Origin of the sequence: Streptomyces sp. HP-A2021 (genome assembly GCF_022807935.1) — a bacterium.
GTDB lineage: Bacteria > Actinomycetota > Actinomycetes > Streptomycetales > Streptomycetaceae > Streptomyces > Streptomyces afghaniensis.
Window position 1 is genome coordinate 5,667,210 of sequence record NZ_CP094344.1, and the last position, 23,637, is coordinate 5,690,846.

Consider the following 23,637-nt stretch of genomic DNA (forward strand, 5'->3'; position numbering starts at 1 on the left):
CCCTTCCTGCTCCCCTCCTTGTCCGCCGATCCGGCCGTGACGGTGGCCGCTCGGGACGACGGCGGGGCGAGGCGACCGCAGGTCCGGTGTGCCGGCCGCGCCCGCCGGAGCGACGGGTGCGGTGTCAGGCCGTCTCGGCGGAGGTCGGCGGCCCCGTCGGGTGCGTTTTTCGGAGAGCGGCCCGCCATGCGAGGGCGACCACCGCCTCGCCCAGGCCGAGCAGGACGAGCCACAGGCCGAGCAGCCGGGTCAGGGCGCGGGCCGACTCGGCCGGCAGCGCGAGCACCACGATCCCCGCGACGATGCCGAGCACCGCGGCGCCCAGGACGACGCCACGGTGCGGCAGGTCCTCGGCGGCGAGGGCCGTGTAGAGGGTGAGGATGCCGGACACCAGCCAGACGACCCCGACGATCAGTGAGAGCGCGTTGATCGTCTGCAGCGGGTTCCGCAGGCACAGCACCCCGGCGAGCACGTACAGCACGGCCAGGAGCAGCCCCGGGAGCCGTTCGTGCCCCGCCCGGGCGAAGACGTCCACGAACCGGAACGCCCCGCCCACCAGCAGGTGCAGGCCGACGAGGACCGCCAGGACGTGCAGCGTCGCCTCCGGCCAGACCAGTACCAGGACGCCCAGCACCATCGTCGCGACGGCCGAGCCCAGGAGCCAGGTCCATGAACGGCCGAGCCGCCCCAGTGCCTGCGCGGGATCGCCCAGCGGACCGGGGGCCGCCCCGTCGGGCTCGTTTCCCTGTCCGGCAGGCGATGCCGGACCACGCGGCATGGTCATGGCTCCTCCTCGCGTGATCGAGCGTCGTTTCCGGACCGCTGACGGGGCGGTGTGCGGGAGCGGTGTGCGGTGCGGGGACCTGACCGCTCCAGGATCACGCCGGTCACCCGGTGCCGGGGTCACCCACCACGGGTGACCGGCGCGCCACCGCGGCGATGAGGCGGGAACCTCGGCGCCCGTCCCGTCGGCCTTCCGACCGGACCGACGAAGAGCCACGGGATGAGTGACCCGCACCCGGTCCTGGACCGCACCCGGTCCCGGCCTGCACCCGGTCCCCTGCCTGGGCCGCAGCGACCGCTTCGACCGCGCGCTCACCGAGTTCGCCCTGCACCGCACACCGCCCGGTCCCGTCACTCGGGTAGCTGCCGCATCTCCAGGACACGCAGTCCCAGTGACTGGCAGCGCGCCAGCAGCCCGTACAGGTGTGCTTCGTCCACGACGGGGCCGAACAGGACGGTCTGGCCGGACATCACCACGTGGCCCAGCTCCGGGAAGGCTTTGGCCAGCGTTTCCGACAGGTGTCCCTCGACTCGGATCTCGTAGCGCACGAGCTGTCCTCCCGTGGACTGCCTGGGACAGGTGGACTGCCTGGGACAGGGGGCGCGTCCCTGCCTACGATCGTGTACTTCCGCGCTGCTTCGGGCCTCACCCGGTACAGGTGACCCGTGGCCCGCTGACGGACCTCACGGACCTCACGGACCCCACGGACCGCTCGGACCGCACGGACCAACGCGTTCTCAATGCGTCAGAATGATCTTGAAGGAGATGATCAGCAGGCCGAGCACCAGGTTGACCGACGCGGTGGCGGCCAGCAGCCGCCGAGACGCACCGGCGCGGCGTGCCGCGGCCACGGACCAGCCGATCTGCCCGGCCACGGCGACGGAGAGGGCCAGCCAGAGAGTTCCCCGCACGTCCAGGCCCAGGAGCGGGCTGACGGCCACCGCGGCGGCCGGCGGGACCGCGGCCTGGACGATCGGCCACTCTTCACGGCACACCTGCAGCACCACCACCCGGCGGTCCGGAGTCCGCTGCGCCAGACGCGCCCCGAACAGCTGGGCATGCACATGGGCGATCCAGAACACGATTGAGGTGAGCAACAGCAGCAACACCAACTCGGTGCGGGGGAGCGAGCCGAGGGAGCCCGCGCCGATCACCACGGAGGCCGCGAGCATGGATCCGTAGACGCCGCCCGTGTAGTCCGTGTAGACCCGCCGCTCGGCACGGCGCTCCCCGCGGGCCGTGGCCGAGCCGGTCCTGGTCCGGCTCCTGAACACCGGTGACTCCCTCCGGACTCAGTGCTGCGATCCGGTCACTCCGGCCGGAGCATCGGCGTCCGGGGCCCGCGGACGGCCGTCCCGGCCGGTCGGCAGGTGTGGAGTGACCAGGAAACTGGCGAGGGCGATGCCGCCGGTGGCCAGGATCGCCGCCTTCAGGCCGTTCAGCTGCGCGGAGGCGTAGGAGTCCGCGACGGCCTCGACCTCGGACGGCGGCAGCCCGGCACGCTCGGCCGCCGAGCGCACCTGATCGGTGGGGACGAAGGTGACTCCGGCCTCGAGGGAGACGCCGACCTGCTGGCGGGTCTCCTCGGACAGCCGCGGGTTGTCGTCCACGTGCGTGGTGAAGGCGTGGGCCAGCGCACCGATGAGGATCGACCCGATGAGCGCGGTGCCCAGCGCCGAGCCCAGATTCTGTGCCGTGAACTGGAGCCCTCCGGCCTCACTGCGTTCCTCCTCCCCGACGCTGGACTGGACGACGTTGCCCAGTTGCGAGGCGAGCAGGCCGACACCCACGCCCAGCAGGGCCATGGCTCCGGCGAACTGCGCGTCGTCGATCACCGGGTCGATGGTGGCCAGCAGCCACACGATGGCCGCCGTCAGGGTCACCAGGGCCAGCCGGACCACCCGGCGCGGCCCCATCACCCGACCCAGCGAGGACCCGCACAGGGAGGTCACGAGCATGGTGGCGGACACCGGGAGCAGGCGCAGCCCCGTCTCGAAGGCGTCGAACCCCTGAACCACCTGCAAGTACAGCGGGATGGTGAAGAACAGCCCCAGCAGGATGAGGTTCTGGCTCAGCAGCGTCATCAGGCCGGACCGCAGCACGGGCCTGCCCAGCAGGGACAGGTGCACGAGCGGGTCGGTCCGCCGGTGCTCCCGCCGCCGCTCCCACCACCGGAAGACGGCCAGGACGGCCACCCCCATGCCGACGACGAACAGCGTCGGGGCGAAGCCGAAGACGGTGAAGGGTGGGTTGCGGGGCTGCACCCATCCCCAGGTACTGCTCTGCAGCACGCCGAGCACACCCAGTCCCAGCCCGGCCGCCGAGAGCACGGCACCGACGCCGTCCAGCCGGGGGCGCGGGCCGGTCCGGGGGGACTCCGCGATCACCCGGCGGCACAGCAGGACGGCCACGACGACCACGACCTCGCCGGCGAAGACCAGCCGCCAGGTCAGGTACGTCGTCACCCAGCCGCCCAGCAGCGGACCGACCGCGATCCCGGCGCCGGCGAGCCCGCCGATGACCGCGTAGGCGATGGCCCGGTCCTTCCCGCGATACGACTCGGCGACCAGGGCGGCCATGGCCGGCAGCACCATGGCGGCTCCCAGCCCCTCGATGACGGACCAGCCCAGCGTGAGGACCCCCAGCGTGGGTGCCGCGGCGGTCAGGGCCGACCCCACGCCGTAGACGACCAACCCCAGGAAAAACATACGGCGACGCCCCAGGATGTCCCCGAACCTGCCGCCGATGATCATGAAAGCCGCCATGACCAGCGCGTACAGCGTGATGACGGCCTGGATGGCGGTGACCTCCGTGTCGAAGTCCTCGACCAGCTGACTGATGGACACGTTCATGACCGAGGTGTCCAGGACCATGAGGAACTGGGCCGTACCGAGGACGATCAGGGCCCGCCAGTGCTTCACGCTGTCCACCTCGCCAGGTCGGCCGGTACGTCGGCGGAGTCAGCGGGTCAGTGGCCCTGCACACGCCCCGCTGCTCCCACCCATCGCATCCGACGTACGCGCCTCGTGCCTCACCCGCCACGGGGGAGGAGGAGCACGTTCAGCAGGGTGTCCTCTCCGGGTCAGGCTGCCGGCAGCTCCTCCGCGGGTAGCCGGCCCGCGCGCACCGCGTCGACCAGGGCTTGGTGGTCACGCTCGTTCTGGTCCGCATAGGCCTCCGCGAAGGTGGCGAGTGCGCGGTCGAACGAGTCGCCGCCGCCCAGGTAGGCGGCGATCGCGATGCGGTCGCCGGACCGCGCGTGCGCACGAGCCAGCGTGAACCCGCACAGTTCGCCGAACGCCTCCATGTCCTTCGGCCGCATCCGCTCCGGCACGGCGATGCCCTTCCAGTCGCGCAACTGGCGGACGTAGAAGTCGCGCTGCTTGCCGTCGATCCCGTCCACCCGCTCCCAGCCGAGGAAGATGTCGCTCGTGGCCTGCATCAACCGCTGGCCCGAGACCACCCGCTCGCCCTGGTTTCGGTACCGGCTCGTGCCGACGTGTGGGGCGAGCACGGAGGTGCCGGCCTCCTTGGCCTGGAGGAAGAGCGGGTCGCGGTCGTCCCGGCCGAGCAGGAGAAAGATCCAGCACCGGGTTCCGACGCTGCCGACACCGACCACCTTGCGGGCGACGTCGGCCAGGCGGTAGTCCGCCAGGAGCGTGCGCCGGTCGGAAGCTAGAGTGCGGCCGTACCGCTCCATCAGCCCGCGGAACCGGTGCTCCAGCGCGCTGCGCTCGACGTCCGGCAGCAGGTCGCCGACCGGGACGAGCAGCGGGGGATCCGCCGCGATCCTGGGCAGGCCGTCGACCGTCTCGGTGAGCTTGTCGAAAGCCTGGAGGCTGTCGCGGGTGCGGGCCTTGGCCATGGCGCGGGCCAGGTTCTTCTGACCGCGCTTCGATTCGCGGAGCCGGCTTGCGACCAGGGACTCGAGGAGATCCGCGTCGATCTTCGCGTACCAGACGTCGAGGTTGCCCGTGCCCGCGAAGCGGATCATCGCCTCGCGGTACGAACGGACCGTGGAGGTCACGATGCGGGCGCGTTCGGCGTCGTCGAAGCCGTTCGCCCGGCCCGCGATGACGAGACTCGCCGACAGCCGCTTGACGTCCCACTCCCAGGGGCCCGGCAGCGTCTCGTCGAAGTCGTTGATGTCGAACACCAACTGCCGCTCCGGCGAGGCGAGCAGACGGAAGTTCAGCAGATGCGCGTCGCCGCACAGTTGGGCCCTGAGCCCCGAGGCCGGGCTGCGGGCGAGGTCGGATGCCATGATCGCGGCGGCGCCCCGGTAGAAGCGGAACGGGGACTCCATCATCCGGCCGTAGCGGATCGGGACGAGGTCGGGCACCCGTGCCGCGGACTGCGCCTCCAGGATCGCCAGCGGGTCCGGCCGGTCAGGAGACGGCCTGTACACGGCGTGACCCGACCGCGGCGAGTGGCGCCGCGCCTCCTTGCCGAGAGCCGCGCGCTCCTCGGGCGTGGTCCGGGGTGCCGCCCGCATGGCCGTGGTCGCGTTCTGGGACATCGCAGACGCTCCTCCCACGCCCTGTCCGGCGCGCGTCACGCCGGTTCTGGGACGAAGGGACGCAACTCGTCGGCTCCGGCATGTACGACGCCGTAGCTGCTCTCGGGCACCTCGTTCCAGGCACCCGGCAGATCACCGAGGGGCTCGGACACGATGAGGCGGGTCTCGTCGGACACTTCCCGCAGGAACGCCATGTCGGGGTGCAGCTTGCGCAGTGCGTCCACGCGGGTGCTGTAGAACAACGACCGGGAAGCGCCCTGGCTCGAGTAGCGGAAGGCCCATACGCCGGCGCCGTCGGTCACGGCGATCGTCATCTGAAGCGGGAACTCCACACCGTGATCGCGGCCGCTGCGCTCCACCACTCCCACCATCCGGGCCACGGCGCCCGGCGGATCCTCATCCAAACCGAAGGTGACCGCCAGGTAGAACATCATCTCCGAGTCCGTCGTTCCCTCGATGTCGGAGTACAGCTCGGGGTCGACGAGCAGGGACAGCTCGCGGCGCATGAGGTGGAAACCTGTGATGGCGCCGTTGTGCATCCACATCCAACGGCCGTGCCGGAACGGGTGGCAATTCGTCTGCTGCACCGCCGTGCCGGTCGACGCCCGTATGTGGGCGAAGAACAACGGGGAGCGGACATGATCCGCGATCTCCCGCAGGTTGCGGTTGTTCCAGGCGGGCCCGATGTCCTTGAGCAAGGCCGGGGTGTCGATGTTCTCCTGCGGGTACCACCCGACACCGAAACCGTCGCCGTTCGTCGTCTCGACACCCAGTCTGGAGTGGAGGCTCTGATCGATCAGCGAGTGGGCCGGTTTGTAGAGGATGGTGTCGAGCAGCAGGGGCGTTCCCGAGTAGGCGAGCCATCGGCACATGAGCGATCACCTGTGTTCCTACCTGCACCGTGTCCGCTGATCGGGCGGCGTTTATCCGGCTGACCTCATTTTCGCCTCCCTCGCCGTGGCCCGCCATGCGGGCATGGATCGGACGGCCACGGAAAAGAAAGCCACCCAGGGGGAGGAACCCCGGCTGGGTGGCTTCACGTGTGGTGCCCCCGGCAGGATTCGAACCTGCGACACCCGCTTCAGGAGTTTTCCTTGGGCGAGGTTGTGACCCGCGGAAACGTCGACTGCCGGGCGCCTGGCCCGGGGAAGCACCCCTGCGTGGTCCCCACGTGTTCATGGGGCTTCCCGGCCTCATGTGTGCGGCATGCGCTGGTCATGGCAGGCGAGACAGCGTCCGGAGCTGAATCCGGATGTGCAGCCTCAGCCTGCGCCCGATGCCCAGCTCCTCAGGTGCGCACCGTGCGACGAGGGGCGCCGCCGCAAGCCGAGCCGTGCCGTGGTCCGGGCGAGGCGTCCGGCGTTCGCGATCCCGTCCCGTGGGCGGTAGCAGGCAGGGACGGGTCGCACGGACCGCGGCGCTGCCGGATCTGTCGCCGTCATAACGGTGCCCTCATTTCGTGGCTCCGACCCGGACCAGCGTGCAAGGAGGGACCGTCAGCGGGGTCGATCGTCCGGGATGTCGTACACAGTTCGATACTTCGTTCAGCAATCGAAAGTATGGGCATGTCTGCCGAGCGTCAATATCTCTGCCGAAGAAGGCACTTTCGCGCCGGGCGGCCGGCAGGCAGTCCGCCTCGCCCTGCTGCCCCGCGTTACCCAAACGTGATGGCCTGCTTCTCGCGCAACCTCTTGACCAGGGGGGACGGTGGGCGCTCATATGACCTCCGCATCACTGACACATTTGAGGGAGGTACGGCCGTGGCGCATCCGGCGCACAGCAGCACCTCCCTGGCGGGTTGCGGCCAACGATTAGACCCGCACCTCTCCTTGCGAAAGCCGGGCGAAGTGAGCGCCCGTACTCCCTGCGACACCGCCGGGTCCGGGTTCGCGCCCCGGAGCCGGAGTTCTCGACGCCTCTGCTGAGCGCGGTCCGCCAGGGCCTCTTCGCAGTGGCGGAGTGAAGCCGCACCCTGCTCCTGGAGCCGTCGAGGAGTGGAACGAGGGTGCGGCCCGACCGGAGCACCTCCGGTCGTCATCGAGCCCGGACCCATCGCCCGCGTCGGCCGGGCGGCATCAGCGTCACGACCACTTCGCCGACCCCTCCCTGTTCCCACCCTGCCCGCCGATCTGCTCCTCCGGTGCCGAGCACCTCGCCGGCTCCCCGCCCTCTGCGTCCGCCGTTCCCGGCCGCACTCCACCCTGACCACCTTCTGACGGCACGCGCCACGCATGTTCAATATTTCGAACGTTGGTCGGCCCACAGAACGGCGTCACTTCCCTGGTTTCCGACGGAACGTCAGAAGCTGCAGCAACCGAGTCCCATCCCCGGGCCGGCTCAACGAAGGAGATCAAGCATGCTCAGCAGAAGAAACTTCCTCACCGCCGCGGTCGGTGTGGCGGCTGCGACCGGACTCGCGGCCTGCGCCAAGGAGGACGGCAGCTCTGCCGCCGCCGCCGGCAGCGGCAGCAAGGCGATCACCCTCGGCTTCTCCCAGGTCGGCTCGGAGAGCGGCTGGCGCACCGCCAACAGCGACTCGGTGAAGTCGGCCGCGAAGGAGGCGGGGTACACCCTCAAGTTCTCCGACGCCCAGCAGAAGCAGGAGAACCAGATCTCCGCGATCCGCAACTACATCGCGCAGAAGGTCGACGTCATCGCCTTCTCGCCGGTGGTCGTCACGGGTTGGGACGCGGTGCTCAAGGAGGCCAAGGCCGCGAAGATCCCGGTGGTCCTCACCGACCGCTCCGTCGAGACCTCCGACGACTCCCTGTACGTGACCCTGGTGGGCTCCGACTTCACGGACGAGGGCCGGCGCGCCGCCAAGATCCTGGAGAAGGTCCTGGAAAAGGCAGGCCACAAGGGCGCCGTGAAGATCGCCCAGTTGGAGGGCACCACCGGCGCCGCCCCCGCGATCGAGCGCGCCAAGGGCTTCAAGGAGGTCATGGAGGCTGACCACGCGGACGACTGGAAGGTCGTCGTCAGCCAGACCGGTGACTTCACCCGGGCCGGCGGCAAGCAGGTCATGGCCGCCTTCCTCCAGTCCAACCCGGACATCAACGTGCTCTTCGCGCACAACGACGACATGGCCATCGGCGCCATCCAGTCCATCGAGGCAGCCGGCAAGAAGCCCGGCAAGGACATCCTCATCGTCTCCATCGACGGCGTGAAGGACGGCTTCGTCGCCATGTCCGAAGGCAAGATCAACGCCATCGTCGAGTGCAACCCGCTGCTCGGCCCGCAGTTGATGGAGGTCGTGAAGAAGGTCAAGGACGGCGAGACGGTCGAACGCTGGATCAAGACCAAGGAGAGCGACTTCATGCAGGACCAGGCCAAGGACGCGCTCCCCACCCGCAAGTACTGACCGACCGTCCCCACCGGCGGGAGCCTCCGGCCGGCCGGCATCCCCCGGCCGGGAGGCTCCCCGCGGACCTGGACCATTCACGAGGAGCGCTGCCATGGCAGAGCCGCAGCCCGTCCTGGAGATGACGGGCATAGTCAAAGAGTTTCCGGGGGTACGGGCTCTGTCGGGCGTAGACTTCCGGCTCTTCCCCGGCGAGATCCACGCCTTGATGGGCGAGAACGGCGCGGGGAAGTCCACCCTCATCAAGGTGCTGACGGGCGTCTACTCCCTGGACGGCGGCACGATCACCCTGGACGGCGAGTCCGTACGGTTCGGCAGCCCGCTGCAGGCGCAACAGGCCGGTATCAGCACGGTCTACCAGGAGGTCAACCTCTGCCCCAACCTGTCGGTGGCGGAGAACATCTTCATCGGACGCGAGCCCACCCGCGCCGGCCGCATCCAGTGGAAGCGGATGCGCAAGGAGGCGGCGGAGCTGGTCGACCGGCTCGGACTCGACATCGACGTCGCCGCCCCGCTGTCCTCGTACCCGCTGGCCGTGCAGCAACTGGTCGCGATCGTACGGTCGGTGGGCACCGGGGACCGTGACGGCGCGGGATCCGGCACCAAGGTGCTGGTCCTCGACGAGCCGACCTCCAGCCTCGACCGCGACGAGGTCCTCGAACTCTTCCGCCTGATGCGGCAGCTGAGGGACGAGGGCGTCGCGATCCTGTTCGTGTCGCACTTCCTCGACCAGATCTACGAGGTCTGCGACCGGATGACCGTCCTGCGCAACGGCACCCTGGTCGGCGAGCACCTGGTCCGCGACCTCGACCAGGTCGGGCTGATCGAGCTGATGATCGGCAAGGCCCTGGACCAGCTCGAGGAACTGCACGAGCACCAGATGCGCTCCGACGTCGGCGAAACCCTGGTCAGGGCCGAGGGGCTCGGCCGCACCGGCGGGATCACCCCCTTCGACCTGCAGATCAACAAGGGTGAGGTGCTCGGCCTGGCCGGCCTCTTGGGATCGGGCCGCACCGAGCTCGCCCGGCTGCTGTTCGGAGCCGACCAGCCCGACAGCGGCAAGGTGACCATCGGCGGCAAGCAGGTCTCGATGAGCGCCCCGAACGACGCCATCGCGGCCGGTGTGGCGTTCTGCTCGGAGAACCGCAAGAGCGAGGGCCTGGTCCCCGACCTGACGGTGCGCGAGAACATCATCCTCGCCCTCCAGGCGGCCCGCGGCTGGACCCGGCCCATCCCGGCCTCCCAGCGCGACGAACTCGTCGCCAAGTACATCAAGGCGCTGGACATCCGCCCCGCCGACCCGGAGACCCGCGTGGGCCGGCTCAGCGGCGGCAACCAGCAGAAGGTACTGCTCGCCCGCTGGCTGATCACTCAGCCGAAGTTGCTGATCCTGGACGAGCCGACGCGCGGCATCGACATCGGCGCCAAGACGGAGATCCAGAAACTGGTGGTGTCCCTCTCCGAGGACGGCATGTCGGTGCTGTACATCGCGGCCGAACTGGAGGAGGTGCTCCGGCTCAGCCACACCATCGGAGTGCTGCGCGACCGCCGGCTGGTGGCGCGGCTGACCAACGGGCCGGAGATCACCACCAGCAAGATCCTCGAGACCATCGCGAGCGGAGAACACCAGTGACCACCACCTCCCGCTGGCGAGCACTGACGCATCACCACCTGTTCTGGCCGGTCGCGGTCCTGATCGCCCTGCTGCTCGTCAACGTCCCCTTCACGCCCGACTTCTTCTCGATCAACATGACGGACGGCCACCTCTACGGCAGCCTCGTCTCCATCGTGCTGTTCGGCTCACCGCTGATCCTGGTCGCGGTCGGCATGACCCTGGTCATCGCCACCGGCGGCATCGATCTCTCCGTCGGTGCCGTGGTCGCCATCACCGGCGCCCTGACCTGCTCGTACATCAGCGACCAGACCGACCAGAACACCTTGTCCGCGGTGTTCCTGGCGATGGGCGTCGGGCTGGTGGCCGCGGTCGTCTGCGGTCTGTGGAACGGCTTCCTGGTGGCCAGGATGGGAATCCAGCCCATCATCGCGACCCTCATCATCATGGTCGCGGGCCGAGGTGTCGCCCAGCTGATCACCGACGGCCAGATCATCACCGTCAACAGCGAGCCGTACAAGCTGATCGGCGGCGGCTACTGGCTGACCCTGCCCTTCTCCATCTTCGTGGTGGCCGCGGTGGTGGCCGTCACCGTGGCGCTGACCCGCCGCACCGCGCTCGGCCTGCTGGTCGAGTCGGTCGGCGGCAACGCCGAGGCCAGCCGCCTGGTCGGCATCAGGTCCACCCGCATCAAGATCATGGTCTACATGTTCTGCGCGCTGTGCGCGGGCATCGCGGGCCTGATGATCAGCTCCAACACCTCGGCCGCGGACGGCAACAACGCCGGTCTGTGGATCGAACTCGACGCGATCCTCGCCGTGGTGATCGGCGGCACCTCGCTGCTCGGCGGCCGGTTCTCCATCGGCGGCACGGTGGTCGGCGCCCTCGTCATCCAGACCCTGACCACCACGATCTACACCATCGGCGTACCGACCCAGACCAACCTGGTCTTCAAGGCCGCCGTCGTCATCGTCGTCTGCCTGCTGCAGTCCCCGAAGTTCCGGGCCAAGGTCTTCGGCGCGAAGGGCCCCAAGGGCCCGCGCCGGGACGCCGCCCCGGTGGAGCCCGCTCCGGCGCCCGACGCCGCCCCGAAGATGGAGGTGTCGCGATGAGTGCGACCACCCAGACCCCCAAGGCGGCTCCGAGCGGCAGCACCGCCCCCCGTGCCGCGCGCCTCCTCGGCGACCGGCGTCTGCCCGTCCTGGTCACGGCCGCCCTGTTCATCGCCATGTACGCCGGTGGCCTCAGCCGGTACCAGAACTACGGGTTCGCCGAACCCCAGGTGTTCCTCAACCTGTTCATCGACAACGGCTATCTGCTGGTCGCCGCCATCGGTGCCACCTTCGTCATCCTGTCGGGCGGCATCGACCTGTCCGTGGGCTCGGTGATCGGCTTCACCACCATGTTCACGGCGTGGTTGGTGGAACGTCAGGGACTGCCGCTGCTCCTGGTCGTCCCCCTCGCACTGGCCGTCGGCGCCTTCGGCGGCTTCCTGATGGGCTATGTCATCCACAACTTCGAGATCCAGCCCTTCATCGTCACCCTCGCCGGACTCTTCCTCTTCCGCGGGCTGTGCCTGGTCATCAGCAAGGAGTCCATCTCCATCAACGACGCCTCGGTGGGCACTCTGGCCCAGACGCGAGTGTCACTGGGCATGGGGGACCTGTCGATCGGCGCCGTCGTGGCCCTGGTCGTCCTCGCCGTCGCCGCCTACGTGCTCCACTACACCCGCTTCGGACGCCGTGTGTACGCCATCGGCGGCAACGAGCAGTCGGCCCTGCTCATGGGCCTTCCGCTGGGCGGCACGAAGATCGCCGTGTACACGGTGAGCGGCTTCTGCTCGGCCCTGGCGGGTCTGCTGTTCATGCTGTACATCCAGTCGGGCGACCCGCTGCACGCCGTCGGCATGGAACTCGACGCCATCGCCGCCGTGGTCATCGGCGGCACCCTGCTGACCGGCGGTTCCGGGTATGTGCTGGGCACGCTCTTCGGGGTGCTGGTGCTCGGCCTGATCAAGAGCGTCATCACGTTCGAGGGGACGCTCAGCTCCTGGTGGACGAAGATCGCCACGGGTGTGCTGCTGTGCGCCTTCATCCTGATCCAGCGGACCATGACGGCACGCCGGAAGACCTGACGGGCACGGTGGGGAGCCACACCAGCGGCAAGTGAGTCGACGCCCTCGACGCAACGACCACGGGGGCACCGGAAAGCCAGAGAAAGACAGACAGGAGAAATGCACATGCGCGCGCTCCTCTCCAGGCTGTCGGCGATAGCGCTCGCCGCCTGCCTCCTCTTCACAGGCCAGGCCCTGACCACACCTCAGCGGGCCGCCGCCGCCGACCCGGGCTACCTGATGACGCACTTCATCGGGGAGGGTTCGACCGGTCAGCAGATCTACTTCTCGCACAGCACGGACGGCCTGAACTGGAGTGACCTCAACGGCGGCGGGATGACCCTGCGTTCCACGGTGGGAACTCGTGGGGTGCGCGACCCCGCACTGGTCAGAGCCCCCGGCGGTGACAAGTACTGGATCATCGCGACCGACCTGTGCATCGGCTGCGGGCAGTCATGGGACGACTCCATGAACAACGGCAGCCGCAACCTCGTGGTGTGGGAGTCGACGGACCTGGTCACCTGGTCGCAGCCGTGGCTGCTCAACGTCGCCGGCGCGATCCCCGACGGCCGCAACGCCTGGGCACCCGAGGCCATCTGGAACCCCGAGACCAACGACTACGTCCTGTACTGGGCGACGAACGCGACCCGGAACGGCGTGCTCAAGCACCGCATCTACTACGCCCGCACCACCGACTTCCGCACCATCACCACCCCGCAGCTCTACATCGACCGCCCCGGCACCCAGAACATCATCGACACCCAGATCGTCGAGGTCCCGTCCGGCGTCGGCAGCCACCGCTACGTTCGGGCCTCCGGCGACGGCCAGATCACGCTCGAAGGCAGCAACTCGATCCTCGGTACGTGGACCGACCTCGGCAACCTCTCCGGCATCGGCCTGACCGGCTCCCAGGTCGAAGGCCCGATGTGGATGAAGTTCAGGGACCGCAACGAGTGGACCCTGTACCTCGACCAGTACGCCTCCGGACGCGGCTACATGCCGGTCACGACGACCAACCCCTCCGCCCCCGGCACCTACCGCCTCCCGGCATCGGGAAGCTACAACCTGGGCGGCACGAAGAAGCGTCACGGCGCGATCCTCACCCTCACGGCAGCCGAGGAGAGCCGCGTACTCGCACGCTGGCCCAACACCCCGGCCAAGCGGCTCCAGTCGTTCAACTTCCAGGACCGGTACGTCCGGCACGCCAACTTCGACGTGCGCATCGACCAGAACGTCACGGGCCCGGACGCCCAGTTCCGGCTGAGGCCCGGCCTGGCGGGCTCGGGCACCGTCTCCTTCGAGTCGGTGAACTTCCCCGGCCACTTCCTGCGGCACTCCGACTACGACTTCCAGCTGGCCTACAACGACGGCACCACCCGGTTCGCCGCGGACGCCACCTTCCGCCAGGTCGCCGGCCTCGCCGACCCGACATGGTCGTCCTTCCAGTCGTACAGCCACCCCGACCGGTACATCCGCCACTACGCCTACGAACTCCGCCTCGACCCGATCACCACCACGACGGCCCGCAGCGACGCCACCTTCCGCGTGACGAACTGACTCACGCCGACATGCAGCACACGGTCAACGGCCGTGACCGTGTGGCACGACCGTGATCATGCGAAAGGGCCAGTTCTTGAGGATCAAGCCTCTGAACTGGCCCTTAGCTCTGTGCCCCCGGCAGGATTCGAACCTGCGACACCCGCTTCAGGAGAGAGGCTGGGGCGCACGGCAGGTGCCTGTGGCTTTGCTGGTCGAGCCAGCCGGCACGGATGCACCCGCTAGCCACCCTTGCTGACCGCTGCTGACCACCGCTCGACCTTGGGCTGGCGTGCCTCCCACCTGCTGTCATCGGCCGTGGGCGTCCGCGCTTGTCCGCCGCTGTGCGTCGGCGTTGTCACGCAGTTAGACGCACAGCTGAGTTTGACTCCAGCGCACTGAGGCCCGCCCGGCCGCTCCGACTTCAGCCCTTCTGATCCTTGAGAACCAACAGCAGATAGCAGGAGGCTTCTCCCTTCTGCTCGGCCATCGGAGATGCCTCCTGATGCTGAGCTGCTGTTGCATGGCACTGCCCACGAGCTTGCAGACGTTCGTCTCGCCAACCCCGGAAAGAACTGCAGTACCTCGTCCAGACGCCGTCAGCCGCGACCGCGGGTGCGCCGACCGACCAGGCACACGTGTGTCTCGCTGCGCCCTCACCGGCCTCAGCCACGTTGTTCTGTCGTCGACCTGAGCAAGCGCGCCGACCGGGGCGTAACAACATCTCCGGCTCTGCCTTCTCAGGGCCCTCTGCTTGGGAAGCTGCGGAACTGGGGGGCTTCTTGAGGTGCTGACCTGGGCGTATGGCTGGGCTGAGGCCCCTGTGGGCTGGGGAGTCTTTACCGTGCCCCCCCGTTGTTCCCCGCTGGATCTGGTGCGGTTGTGGTGCGGGCACCTGGCCTGGCCTTCTGGTGGCCACCCGTCCCAGCCCAACGACGATGACGGCCGGCGCGAGGCTCAACAGGTGATGCCGAGTTCCTCGCGGAGTCCCATATGCTCGCGAGGCAGTTGGTATGAGCAGTCCATTGGGGGGCATGGAGCCGCATGGCCGACGAGATCAAGTACGAGTACAAGACCGTGCAGACAGTTCGCGGCACCGACGGCTTGGTGATCTCGAGGATGCAGAAGCATGGCTGGGAGCTCCTGGAGCAGGCCCAGGGCAAGCTTCGCTCCACCCTCAACTTCCGTCGACCGAAGAAGTCACAGCCGTGGCTCCTGATCGGCACGGTGGCCGCCGTCCTTGTGACCCTGACCATCGTCATCGGCGCTGCCTCTGCACTCAGCGGCGGAGGCGACAAGAAGGATGAGCCAGATAAGTCGACGACAACCGCTGCGAGTGAGAAGCGTTCCGCTACGGCGACTCCGACCGCTGTCGAGTCGGCTGCCACTGAGGTGATCACACCACGGAACAACCCGGAGTTCGCAGCGCTACTGAACGCGGACTCCTGCGACGACGCGAACCTGGACTTCGCGAAGAGTCATGAGGGCCAGACGGTCGCGTTCAACGGCTCAATTGTGAACATGGCGTCCCGCGGTGACTACGACACCCGCTACGACTTCCTCCTGGGCCCAGGCGACAAGGGACCGAACACGAAGGCCGGCCCGGCCTTCAAGTACGAGGACGTCAATATCTTTGACCTGAGACTGACCGGCAAGAAGATCCCCGCCACCGTCGGCGCAGGCGACACGTTCCGCTTCGTCGCCAAGGTGGGCGAGTTCAACGCGGACCAATGCCTCTTCTTTCTCGACCCGGTCTCGACGGAAGTCCGGTAGTCAAGATGGGCAGCCGCGTCATCACCAGGCCAGCATGCTCGGTGCGCAGGCCGCATACCCACGGGCTCGCAGGACGGGCGTCTTAGAAGTCATTTCAGTTGGCGTGATCTTGCGGCAGTCTGGGGTGATGACTGCTGCGCTTGTCGAGCGGATGGCGCCGGAGGACCTGTGGACGTTGTTCCAGCGGGTGGTGCCGCCGGCGCCGGTTCGCCCGCAGGGTGGAGGGCACCGTCGGCGAGGGGACCGCGAGGTGCTGGCCGCCATCATCTTCGTGGCCACCTCGGGTTGCACCTGGAACCAACTGCCGCCGGGATTCGGTCTTTCGGGTGTCACCGCCTTCCGGCGGTTCACCGAGTGGACCGAGGCCCGGGTGTTGGTGCCCTTGCCCTGAGCTCTTCACCCGGTCAGCATTGGCAAGACAGGGTCGCATACGGGGAGGGTTCGTGGGGCTCGGCTTCAGGGTTTCTCGTCGACTAGCAGCCGTGGCGGCTATATCGGCGGCGACGTTGGCAACTCTTCTAGCGACACCCTTCATGTTCCTCAGCAGCACCAGCGATGCCTACAGTGCGGCATCGGTGCTGCTGTCGGGCATTGCGCTGACTGGTGTCGCTATTTCACTCGTCTATCAAGCACAACAGACGAAGGTCATCCGAGATGAGCGGGACAGGGCTACGCATCGGGAAATGATCTATGCAGCAATGCAGGACCGTGCGCTAGCGGCATGCTGGGAGCCTCCGGACATTCCAATGACCTTCGAACGTTATCGGCAGATTTGCTTCACGAATCTAATCATGGGTAGATGGCACGCCGCGTACCAGCTCGGTGATGTGGAATCCTCCACCCTCCGACACATACTTGATCAGCATTTTCGCGGTGAAATAGGAAGATTACACTGGAGCCACGGGCGTCAGCGTTGGCTGCACACCACCATCGGTGGCCAGCGCGCCAAGGCTGCGGAGTTCGCTGAGATTGTCGAGGAGCGGTACCAAGCCGCGATCATTGCAGGACCTGCGGTAGCGGCGGACGGCTACTTCGATCCAAGTGGTCCTCGACTCATGACTCAGTGAAATTGGAGCAGTACTTGGACGGGCTCATACCGTGGATCGCGCCAATGTACGCGCTCGTCGGCGTGGCGGTCGGCGCCTTCCTCAACCCTTCGGGAACTCGTCGTCAGTCCTGGCAGACTGCGCGCCGTGAGGCCTTCGATCGAGCCATTGCTGCCGTCAAAGCAGCCGACTTGGCCCGGCACTATCCGCGGGATGTCGACCCGGGCGAACTGGGCCCTGATCGGCAACGGGCGGACGACTTCCGTACTTCGAGGCCGTCCCGACCGCGGCGAGTTGGTCGCCACCAAGCAAGCCGAGCTGACTCCGGCCGACCGACTCCACCGGTACAGCTGGGAGTACCTGGAGGACGAGCACGGCTTCCTGGCGGACCAGGTGATCGACCCTGAAAAGGACCCTCTGGAAGCCATCCCGGCCGAGGAGTTCCAGCGGGCATAGGCTCAGTGACAGGGGTGGACAACCACTGTAGGAGAGAGGCTGGGGAGTGAAGGGCGCTGACCTGGAGCTTAGCTACCTGGTCAGATTGTCAACAGCTCGGCTGCGAGACACCCTCGTTGACCGTGGCTGACCCCTGCATCTGGCACGGCAGTGGCACGAACCTCAGCTGACGACAGTTAGCCACGACGGCGGGCGCGTCGACCGACTACGCACGCGTATGCCTCGCTGCACCCCCACCAGCCTCAACCACGCTACTGGTTCGGTCTGTCAGCCGATGAGCAGGACCCGGTCCCGCAGCACGAACCGCTGGCGCGAGGTGTCCATGGTGAGGAGGTGCATCTCCTGCAATTCCTCCACGACCGCGTCCAGGTCCCATCCCCTGGCGCGGAATTCGGCCTCGACGCCCGCGAGGATCTGCGGGTTCCCCTCCTGGCCGACCAGCCGGGCCAGAGCTAGATGCGAGATCAGCAGGGCATGGTGTTCTGTCAGCTCGATTTTGCGCGCGGAGGTCAGCTCGGCCCAGCAGCTCAGGCAGGCGATGACCCCGGTGATCACCGTGTCGGTGAGCTCCCCAGCGAACAGGGGCGTGGTCGCCACGCCTGCGGCGGCGAAGACCTGTTTGACGTCATTACGGAAGTTGTAGACGACGTTCTTCCAGCGGGTGCTGCGGGCCACGAGGGTGTTCCCGATGAGCCGAAATTCGATGACATTACGGGTGTGTTCGGCGCTGCGCAGGAAGGCGGCCACGGCGTCTGGGCCGACGACCTTGAGCGTGTTCGCGGAGTAGGGCACTGGCAATATGTCAGGCTGTGCGTGGTCGACCATCGTGTTCCTTTCATGCGGCGCGTCTGCCGGGTTCGGTTCACTCCACACCGGGCAGCCGCTCACCGATCGCCTGCTGGAAGAAGGACGCCGCACCAAACAGCGCGCTCGCTAGCCCGTCAGCGGAGCCGAACCGCACGGCCTCCAGCGCCATCAGGGCCTCCGCCGCGGAGGTACGCGCGTCCGGCCGCGGGTGGGTGTGTAGTGAGGACTGACCACTGACGTTCAGCGCGCACAAGAAGCCGATGAACTTCAGCACGGTGCCGATGCAGAAGCCGGCAAGCCCGTCGGGTTTCTCCACGCGGAACACCGGCGCGCGCATGTAGTCCAAGAAAGGCTCGACACAGCGGCCGATCGCCCAAGCATCGGCCGCCAGCTCCTGCTCCTCGGACAGTGCCCCGTCGGCCGGTTCGGTCGCCGTGCCTGGGCGGACGTGCCCTAGTTCGATGTGCGCGAGCTCGTGGTGGATGAGGAAGGACCAGCACGACAAGTTGGCCATAGTGCACAACAACTGCCAGCCGGGCGTGTTCCAGATCGCCTCAGGCACATAGCCATGTCCGTAGGTCGGAGGCGTCGACTCGGCCAGCCACCGATTGGTCACTATCCCCGCGAGACCGTCGAGTATTTCCAGTGGCGCGATGTTGTATATCGCCGAACCGTCGGGTCCGGGGGTGGTCGAGGAAATGACGGCCGAGAAGTCCTCCACGATGCGCACGAATTGCGCGCTGGCGAGGATCAGAAATCCGTCAGGCTGCCCGTACGTCAGGAAATTGGCGACGGAATGCGTCTGGTACTCGTCCTCCAGATGGTCGTACCTGCGCACGCGGGGGACGGTCGCGATCAGAATGTCGGACGGCAGCTTGAGCCCCAGCAGGCTGCTCGCCGTGACTAGGGTGTCGTCCTGGTACGAGAAGCGCAGCCCGTACAGATGACGGACCTCGTCCACGCCGCCGTACTGGCGCCGGACGAAACGAGGACGCTGCATCCTCAGGAAGAAGTCGAGATCCTCGGCATGCTCGGGCGCGTGGAACAGTCCGGCATCGTCGTACATCTTCCTGTACGCGCGCCTCAGCCCGTCATTCTTCGAGGGCTGTTTCCGGCGTTGGTTCGCCCATGCGGCCGTTCGCCCGAGGCGCAGGAGTGTCATCAGCATGAACCGTCCCCCCCCGTCTCACCGTCGATATGAGTAACGGCCTGCTGCTGCACGCCATGGTCACACGGAATGCGGCTTTCGGGTAGCCCTTGATGCGAAAAGGGAAGTCCCTGTGAAGGAAGAGATGTGGTCGAATGAATGGCCGAATTCGAGGGTCGAGGTCGCTGCTGGCAGTCGGCGAGTGGATCGCCGGCGCCCCGCCGCAGGCGTTGCACGTCGACGATCACCGTGGAACTGGACGGGCAAGCCCGGGTCATCCAGCGCACCACCGACATCCCAGTCCGCAACGTGAAAGCGAACAAGCCCTACAAGGTTTCCGATGTTGTCTAGGCCCACCGTCAAGCATCAGCTGGGACCAGAACGTCAGACATCACCTGGGACTAGACACGGTCGGCGGGGACTTGACGTTGAGTGTGAAGGCGGCAGTTCCGTGTGCTGCCGCCGGTGAGTGAAGGGCAGAAAGAGTCAGCCCAGTTCGCCCATCGTGCTGCGCAGCCAGTCCAATGGGTCGGTCGCCAGCAGCTGGTCGGCCAGTTCGTTCGCCGTCTTCGTGACGAGGCGACCGCGGCTGTTGTCGATCCACCGCTGTGCGTGCTCGTAACCCTGGGCTTTGTACTCGATGCCCTGCAGCATGCACTCCAGCTTGTCCGCGTCTCGTGCGCAGATCGCTTCGGGAGATTCCCGGGCCTCGTACTCGCTGATCAACTCGCGCACAGTGGACACGAGCACCTCGGGCATGCCCGCCACCTGGTCGGCGGTGACCACCGCGGGGTCGGCTTCGCCGGCGCCGTACTTCTTGGCCAGGTGGTTGACGTCTCCGGTCCTGGTCTCCTGTGAGTCGTGCCACACCGCCAGGAACGCGGCACGGGCAGGGTCCGCCCCCTCCAGTTTGGCGATGATCGACGCGATCAGCGACGTACGCCAGGAGTGCTCGGCGACGCTCTCCGGGTCGCGCACGCCTGCCATCCACCACCCGGTGCGCTTGGACTGCTTGAGTGTCCCCGCTTCGTACAAGAACCGTGCCACCTGGGTCAGCTCTTCGGTCACGGTCGAGTCTCCTCTCACGCCTCGGCAAGGCGGATCGCATACCTGATGCTGTCCAGTTCACGGCGAGCGCGAGCCGGCAACTCCTGGCTATCCAACATCACCGGCAGCCGGTCGCGCAGGGCTCGGGTCGCGGCCCCGGACTTCAGCAGGTTCGGCCGGATGGCGAGCAGGGACCACAGGGAGTGGATGGTCAGGTCGACGTACCCGTAATGGGGAGCCAGCCCGTTTGCGAGGTGGGAGAGCAGCTTGTCCCCGGGCCAGGGCCCAGGCTCGGGTGAAGCGATGAAGTCGTCGGACAGTTCGAGGTGGCGGGTCTCGCCCACCCAGTACGCCCAGTAGTTCAGGTTTGCGGCCTCGCCGCGGTCGTCGTCGAGCAGGACGGTGTCGATGAAGTGGCCCATCCGCTCGCGGTCGCCCTGCCGCGCGGCGACGGCGGCTACGGAGCGGGCGTTCAGCCAGTCGATGAGCCAGCCTCCGGGCCGTTCCGTGGCCTGCTGGTGGGTGAGCCATTCGGAGGTGTCGGCCCGGTCGTCATAGCCGGACAGGTACAGCGCCTGGCGTCGCAGCAGGAACTGCTCCTCGCGTCGCGCCTGTTCCGCTGTGTTCCGCATCCGTGCGAAGAACCTGCGCCGGTCGGTGGCCGGTAGCTCGGGCGCTGACGGTACGGGTCCTCGGCGCGGCCGCCGGGGCGCGGGCAGATCGCGAACCGGCTGGGGTGGCACCCGAGTGAGCGGCCACGCGAGGACCTCGACCAGGTCGCGCTGCATGACCCACGCCCCCAGCGGGCTCTCGTCGGCCGGTGACTGCTCATCCAGGGCGCCGGCCAGGAGAACGTCGGCCTCCATCGCTCTCTCAAGGGTCTGAAGCAGGGTTGGGGAGGTGCCCATCTGCATGAGCCGGTGGCGGTGCACGAGCATCTGCCCGACCGGCACCGAGGGCAAGGGGCGGCGCCCGGACTCCCAGCCCGCGATCGTGTCAGGCGAGACCTCCAACCGCTCGGCCACATCGTCCTGCGTCCGGGCGAGCTGCTCCCGAACGACCCGGAAAACGTATCCGGAGATGATCCCGACCCGGGGTCGCGCGGGCATACCCCGACCGCCAGTCAGGGTTCGTCCTGGGCTTGACGGCACCTCAACCCCCTGTCCCCGAATGGGCCCCATCCACACCTGTACCGCCAGTCACTTCATGCGGTGATCAATGCCTTCTACCGTTCAGGCAGTAGCGACTCGACAACTGAGCGTATAGGGAAGGCGCAGCAGTGGACGCCGATACGGCAGCAGGTATCCAGCCGGGGGAAGCCTCGGGCGCACTCAGCGTTCTGCGCCCGACCGGGGCCGAGCCCGGTGTGCTCGTCCACCCCACTGCGGATCGGTGGCTCGCGACGGAGGACTGGCTGCTGGCGACGTTGCCGCCCGCGTTCCGGGACCGGGCACGGTGGGAGTGGCAGCAGCACTGGGTGGCGATGCTGCCGCTCGGGGGGCTCTTCTCCGCCCTACGATTTCCCGAGCGCCTGCTGACCGCTCTGAGCACCAGCCCCGAGGCCGGCTGCTTGGACGAGTTTCTGGCCGAAGCCCTCGGCGGCGGGCCGGTCATCTGTGACCCGCGCTTTTCGCGGTACTATGCGCTGGTGCCCGCCACCATGCCGGCCACGCTGCATCAGATGGCCGAGGCGTGGCGGGCTCTGGAGGTGGATTGTCTCGGCCTCGGCAGCTACCTGGGAGTGCCGCGGCTGGATGCTGTGAACCGGGAAGAGGCGCTCACCTCTTACTGGTCGGTGCCGATGGACTCAGCCGCAGTGCTGTGCACTCCGCTGGCGGTGGCCCGACTGATCGCCGCCGGACGGTGCTGCCTGGAGACGGAGCCCGAGGCATGAGCGGTGCGCCGTATCCGTCATTCGTCGATGCTCCCTGGACGGACGCGTATGTACGGCTGGCGAACCACTGCAGCACCTGCGCGACGTGCACGGCCGTGGACGAAGACGGCGTGAACCTCGAACTCCCCTGCGCGACGGCCGACCAACTGTACGAGAAGTACCGGCAGGCACGGCGCGCATGAACTGTTTCGGCCACCCGTGCTGATGCCAGAAGCGGATGTCAAAGGCCCCGGACCAAGATCGGTCCGGGGCCTTTTCGCTGGTGCCCCCGGCAGGATTCGAACCTGCGACACCCGCTTTAGGAGAGAGGCTGGGTGTCTGGAGGGTGACCTGCGGCTTCAACGGTCAGGCAAGCTGGCGCGGATCCACCCGCTCCTTCCCGTTGTTGACCGTGGCTGACCTCTGCATCTGGCACGACTGTGGCACGCGATCCATTGGCCCCGAACTGCGGGCCGCAAGGTCGCTGCGGTCCGGTCGCGGTGGTTGCTGTACTCCGCTCCTGCCCGCTGCAGCCCTGAGCGTGCTGTTCAACCACGGCAGGTCGTGTCGGCATGACGAAGCCCTCCGGCTTGGCCGTTACGTGGATCCACACCTTGCGCTGCGGGGCGCAGGAGCATCGATCCCTCTCACGCCCAGATCAGCCCGGATCCGAGGACTCAGCAAGGTGACCGCTGATTTGTCCATGTGCCTCGGTGAAGGGCTCGACGAAGGCAGGACTGAGCTCTTCTCTTAATTCGACCAGCTGAAAGCGAATCATGCGGGCGAAGGGAGCCTTGGACCTCCATCCATTTTGCTGTTGAGAGAACATGACCCGCTGCCAAGCCCGCGCCCACCGGTCGGATTCTGGCGTTACAACTCCGCACGCCGCGACATATCGAGCAAGCACAAGCGCGGATGGCAGGCGCTGACCCAATAGGATTTCATTGATCGTTGTGGGTGCTAGAGCGCGGTTCGGTGATCTGCGCTTCAATTCGGCAAGTGAGGGTTGCCCGGCATGAATACGCAGGACCCTCATTCCTCGAATCAGTTCAGCCGGTGTGTTGATCAGGTCTGGGTCGCAACCGAGCAGGCCCTCAACGGGTTGATGCAGATGTGCACGTCGGCGTCGAGACAGCTGCATCATCAGCTTCAGAGACTCCTCGCTGCTTCCGTCGCACATGAGGGTCATGGCGAACAAGAATTTGTGCAAGCTGCGCGAACTCCGGCCCGCCATCGCTCGTGAGACAGTGGACTCCGATACGCCTAACCTCTCCGCTATTTGACGGTTCGTCAGTCCTGCGCGATCACGAAGGCCGCGCATCCACCTAGCTGCTTCGAGCTGCGGATCGTTACCTTCAGGTAACGGCTTCTCAGGACGGGCCACCGCGAGACCCCCTTCAAGCCGCACGACGGAGGTTGGGACTTAACTGAGTGATCAGGAAGCTTGCTGCAGCCAGAAGCGCGGTGACGTCACCCGCAGGTGTGCCAACCAGGATGAGGACCACAACCACGACCAGCACTAGGTCGGGGACGAGTTGGCGCACTCCCGTACGGCCAGCGTCA

The 23,637-nt window shown here is 67.4% G+C and carries 21 protein-coding genes and 1 pseudogene; 11 read left to right on the forward strand and 11 right to left on the reverse strand.

The window, feature by feature from the left end:
* Window positions 1-124: 124 nt before the first annotated feature.
* The 6 genes from MQE23_RS25720 to MQE23_RS25745 all read right to left on the reverse strand — a co-directional run bounded on the left by MQE23_RS25720 (window position 125) and on the right by MQE23_RS25745 (window position 6,175).
* A complete protein-coding gene (locus MQE23_RS25720) occupies window positions 125-784 on the reverse strand; it encodes a DUF308 domain-containing protein (RefSeq protein ID WP_243380414.1) in 660 nt (219 codons plus the stop codon).
* A gap of 350 nt (window positions 785-1,134) precedes the next feature.
* The gene (locus tag MQE23_RS25725) at window positions 1,135-1,332 is read right to left on the reverse strand and encodes a hypothetical protein (protein ID WP_020276994.1); all 198 of its coding nucleotides are present in this window, start codon (window positions 1,330-1,332) and stop codon (window positions 1,135-1,137) included.
* Between the two features lie 189 nt (window positions 1,333-1,521).
* Window positions 1,522-2,058, reverse strand: a complete 537-nt coding sequence (locus tag MQE23_RS25730) for a hypothetical protein (RefSeq protein WP_020276993.1) — start codon at window positions 2,056-2,058, stop codon at window positions 1,522-1,524.
* 18 nt (window positions 2,059-2,076) lie between these two features.
* Complete coding sequence (locus tag MQE23_RS25735) at window positions 2,077-3,705, reverse strand: MFS transporter (RefSeq protein ID WP_037673622.1); 1,629 nt, start codon at window positions 3,703-3,705, stop codon at window positions 2,077-2,079.
* 161 nt (window positions 3,706-3,866) lie between these two features.
* Window positions 3,867-5,303, reverse strand: a complete 1,437-nt coding sequence (locus tag MQE23_RS25740) for a DUF2252 domain-containing protein (RefSeq protein WP_020276991.1) — start codon at window positions 5,301-5,303, stop codon at window positions 3,867-3,869.
* A 35-nt stretch (window positions 5,304-5,338) separates the two neighbouring features.
* Entirely contained in the window at window positions 5,339-6,175 is an 837-nt protein-coding gene (locus MQE23_RS25745) for a class II glutamine amidotransferase (protein ID WP_020276990.1), read from the reverse strand.
* Between the two features lie 1,484 nt (window positions 6,176-7,659).
* Between MQE23_RS25745 and MQE23_RS25750 the strand changes: the two genes are divergently transcribed.
* From MQE23_RS25750 to MQE23_RS25790, 9 genes and pseudogenes are all read left to right on the forward strand, one after another.
* Window positions 7,660-8,664, forward strand: a complete 1,005-nt coding sequence (locus MQE23_RS25750) for an ABC transporter substrate-binding protein (protein ID WP_020276989.1) — start codon at window positions 7,660-7,662, stop codon at window positions 8,662-8,664.
* Between the two features lie 94 nt (window positions 8,665-8,758).
* Entirely contained in the window at window positions 8,759-10,297 is a 1,539-nt protein-coding gene (locus MQE23_RS25755; protein WP_243380415.1) for a sugar ABC transporter ATP-binding protein, read from the forward strand.
* A complete protein-coding gene (locus tag MQE23_RS25760; protein WP_020276987.1) occupies window positions 10,294-11,388 on the forward strand; it encodes an ABC transporter permease in 1,095 nt (364 codons plus the stop codon). The genes MQE23_RS25755 and MQE23_RS25760 overlap by 4 nt, the downstream gene beginning before the upstream one ends.
* A complete protein-coding gene (gene yjfF / locus MQE23_RS25765) occupies window positions 11,385-12,410 on the forward strand; it encodes a galactofuranose ABC transporter, permease protein YjfF (protein ID WP_020276986.1) in 1,026 nt (341 codons plus the stop codon). The genes MQE23_RS25760 and yjfF overlap by 4 nt, the downstream gene beginning before the upstream one ends.
* Window positions 12,411-12,515: 105 nt before the next feature.
* Window positions 12,516-13,946 carry a glycoside hydrolase family 43 protein gene (locus MQE23_RS25770; protein WP_037673609.1) on the forward strand — a complete coding sequence of 477 codons (1,431 nt, stop codon included), beginning with the start codon at window positions 12,516-12,518 and terminating at the stop codon, window positions 13,944-13,946.
* Between the two features lie 1,023 nt (window positions 13,947-14,969).
* A complete protein-coding gene (locus tag MQE23_RS25775) occupies window positions 14,970-15,698 on the forward strand; it encodes a DUF4839 domain-containing protein (protein WP_243380416.1) in 729 nt (242 codons plus the stop codon).
* Window positions 15,699-15,825: 127 nt separating this feature from the next.
* Window positions 15,826-16,071: pseudogene (locus MQE23_RS25780) on the forward strand (transposase); the annotation flags it as partial.
* Between the two features lie 160 nt (window positions 16,072-16,231).
* Window positions 16,232-16,765 carry a DUF6082 family protein gene (locus MQE23_RS25785; protein WP_243380417.1) on the forward strand — a complete coding sequence of 178 codons (534 nt, stop codon included), beginning with the start codon at window positions 16,232-16,234 and terminating at the stop codon, window positions 16,763-16,765.
* Window positions 16,766-16,957: 192 nt separating this feature from the next.
* Entirely contained in the window at window positions 16,958-17,200 is a 243-nt protein-coding gene (locus tag MQE23_RS25790; protein ID WP_243380418.1) for a hypothetical protein, read from the forward strand.
* Window positions 17,201-17,467: 267 nt separating this feature from the next.
* On the opposite strand, the gene MQE23_RS25795 is transcribed toward MQE23_RS25790, so the two are convergent.
* The 4 genes from MQE23_RS25795 to MQE23_RS25810 form a co-directional block, all read right to left on the reverse strand.
* Entirely contained in the window at window positions 17,468-18,025 is a 558-nt protein-coding gene (locus tag MQE23_RS25795; protein WP_243380419.1) for a hypothetical protein, read from the reverse strand.
* 37 nt (window positions 18,026-18,062) lie between these two features.
* On the reverse strand, window positions 18,063-19,175 hold the full coding sequence (locus tag MQE23_RS25800) for a hypothetical protein (RefSeq protein WP_243380420.1): 1,113 nt from the start codon (window positions 19,173-19,175) through the stop codon (window positions 18,063-18,065).
* A 465-nt stretch (window positions 19,176-19,640) separates the two neighbouring features.
* Window positions 19,641-20,222, reverse strand: coding sequence for an HD domain-containing protein (locus MQE23_RS25805; RefSeq protein WP_243380421.1), 582 nt, complete (start codon window positions 20,220-20,222; stop codon window positions 19,641-19,643).
* Window positions 20,223-20,236: 14 nt separating this feature from the next.
* A complete protein-coding gene (locus MQE23_RS25810; protein ID WP_243380422.1) occupies window positions 20,237-21,310 on the reverse strand; it encodes a helix-turn-helix transcriptional regulator in 1,074 nt (357 codons plus the stop codon).
* A 170-nt stretch (window positions 21,311-21,480) separates the two neighbouring features.
* Here MQE23_RS25810 and MQE23_RS25815 point away from each other — a divergent pair, with 170 nt between their 5' ends.
* Window positions 21,481-22,095 carry a hypothetical protein gene (locus MQE23_RS25815; protein WP_243380423.1) on the forward strand — a complete coding sequence of 205 codons (615 nt, stop codon included), beginning with the start codon at window positions 21,481-21,483 and terminating at the stop codon, window positions 22,093-22,095.
* On the forward strand, window positions 22,092-22,277 hold the full coding sequence (locus MQE23_RS25820; protein WP_243380424.1) for a hypothetical protein: 186 nt from the start codon (window positions 22,092-22,094) through the stop codon (window positions 22,275-22,277). Before MQE23_RS25815 ends, MQE23_RS25820 begins: the two co-directional genes overlap by 4 nt.
* 455 nt (window positions 22,278-22,732) lie before the next feature.
* On the opposite strand, the gene MQE23_RS25825 is transcribed toward MQE23_RS25820, so the two are convergent.
* Window positions 22,733-23,458: a helix-turn-helix transcriptional regulator gene (locus tag MQE23_RS25825; RefSeq protein ID WP_243380425.1), complete on the reverse strand. Its 726-nt coding sequence runs from the start codon at window positions 23,456-23,458 to the stop codon at window positions 22,733-22,735.
* Window positions 23,459-23,637: the final 179 nt, after the last annotated feature.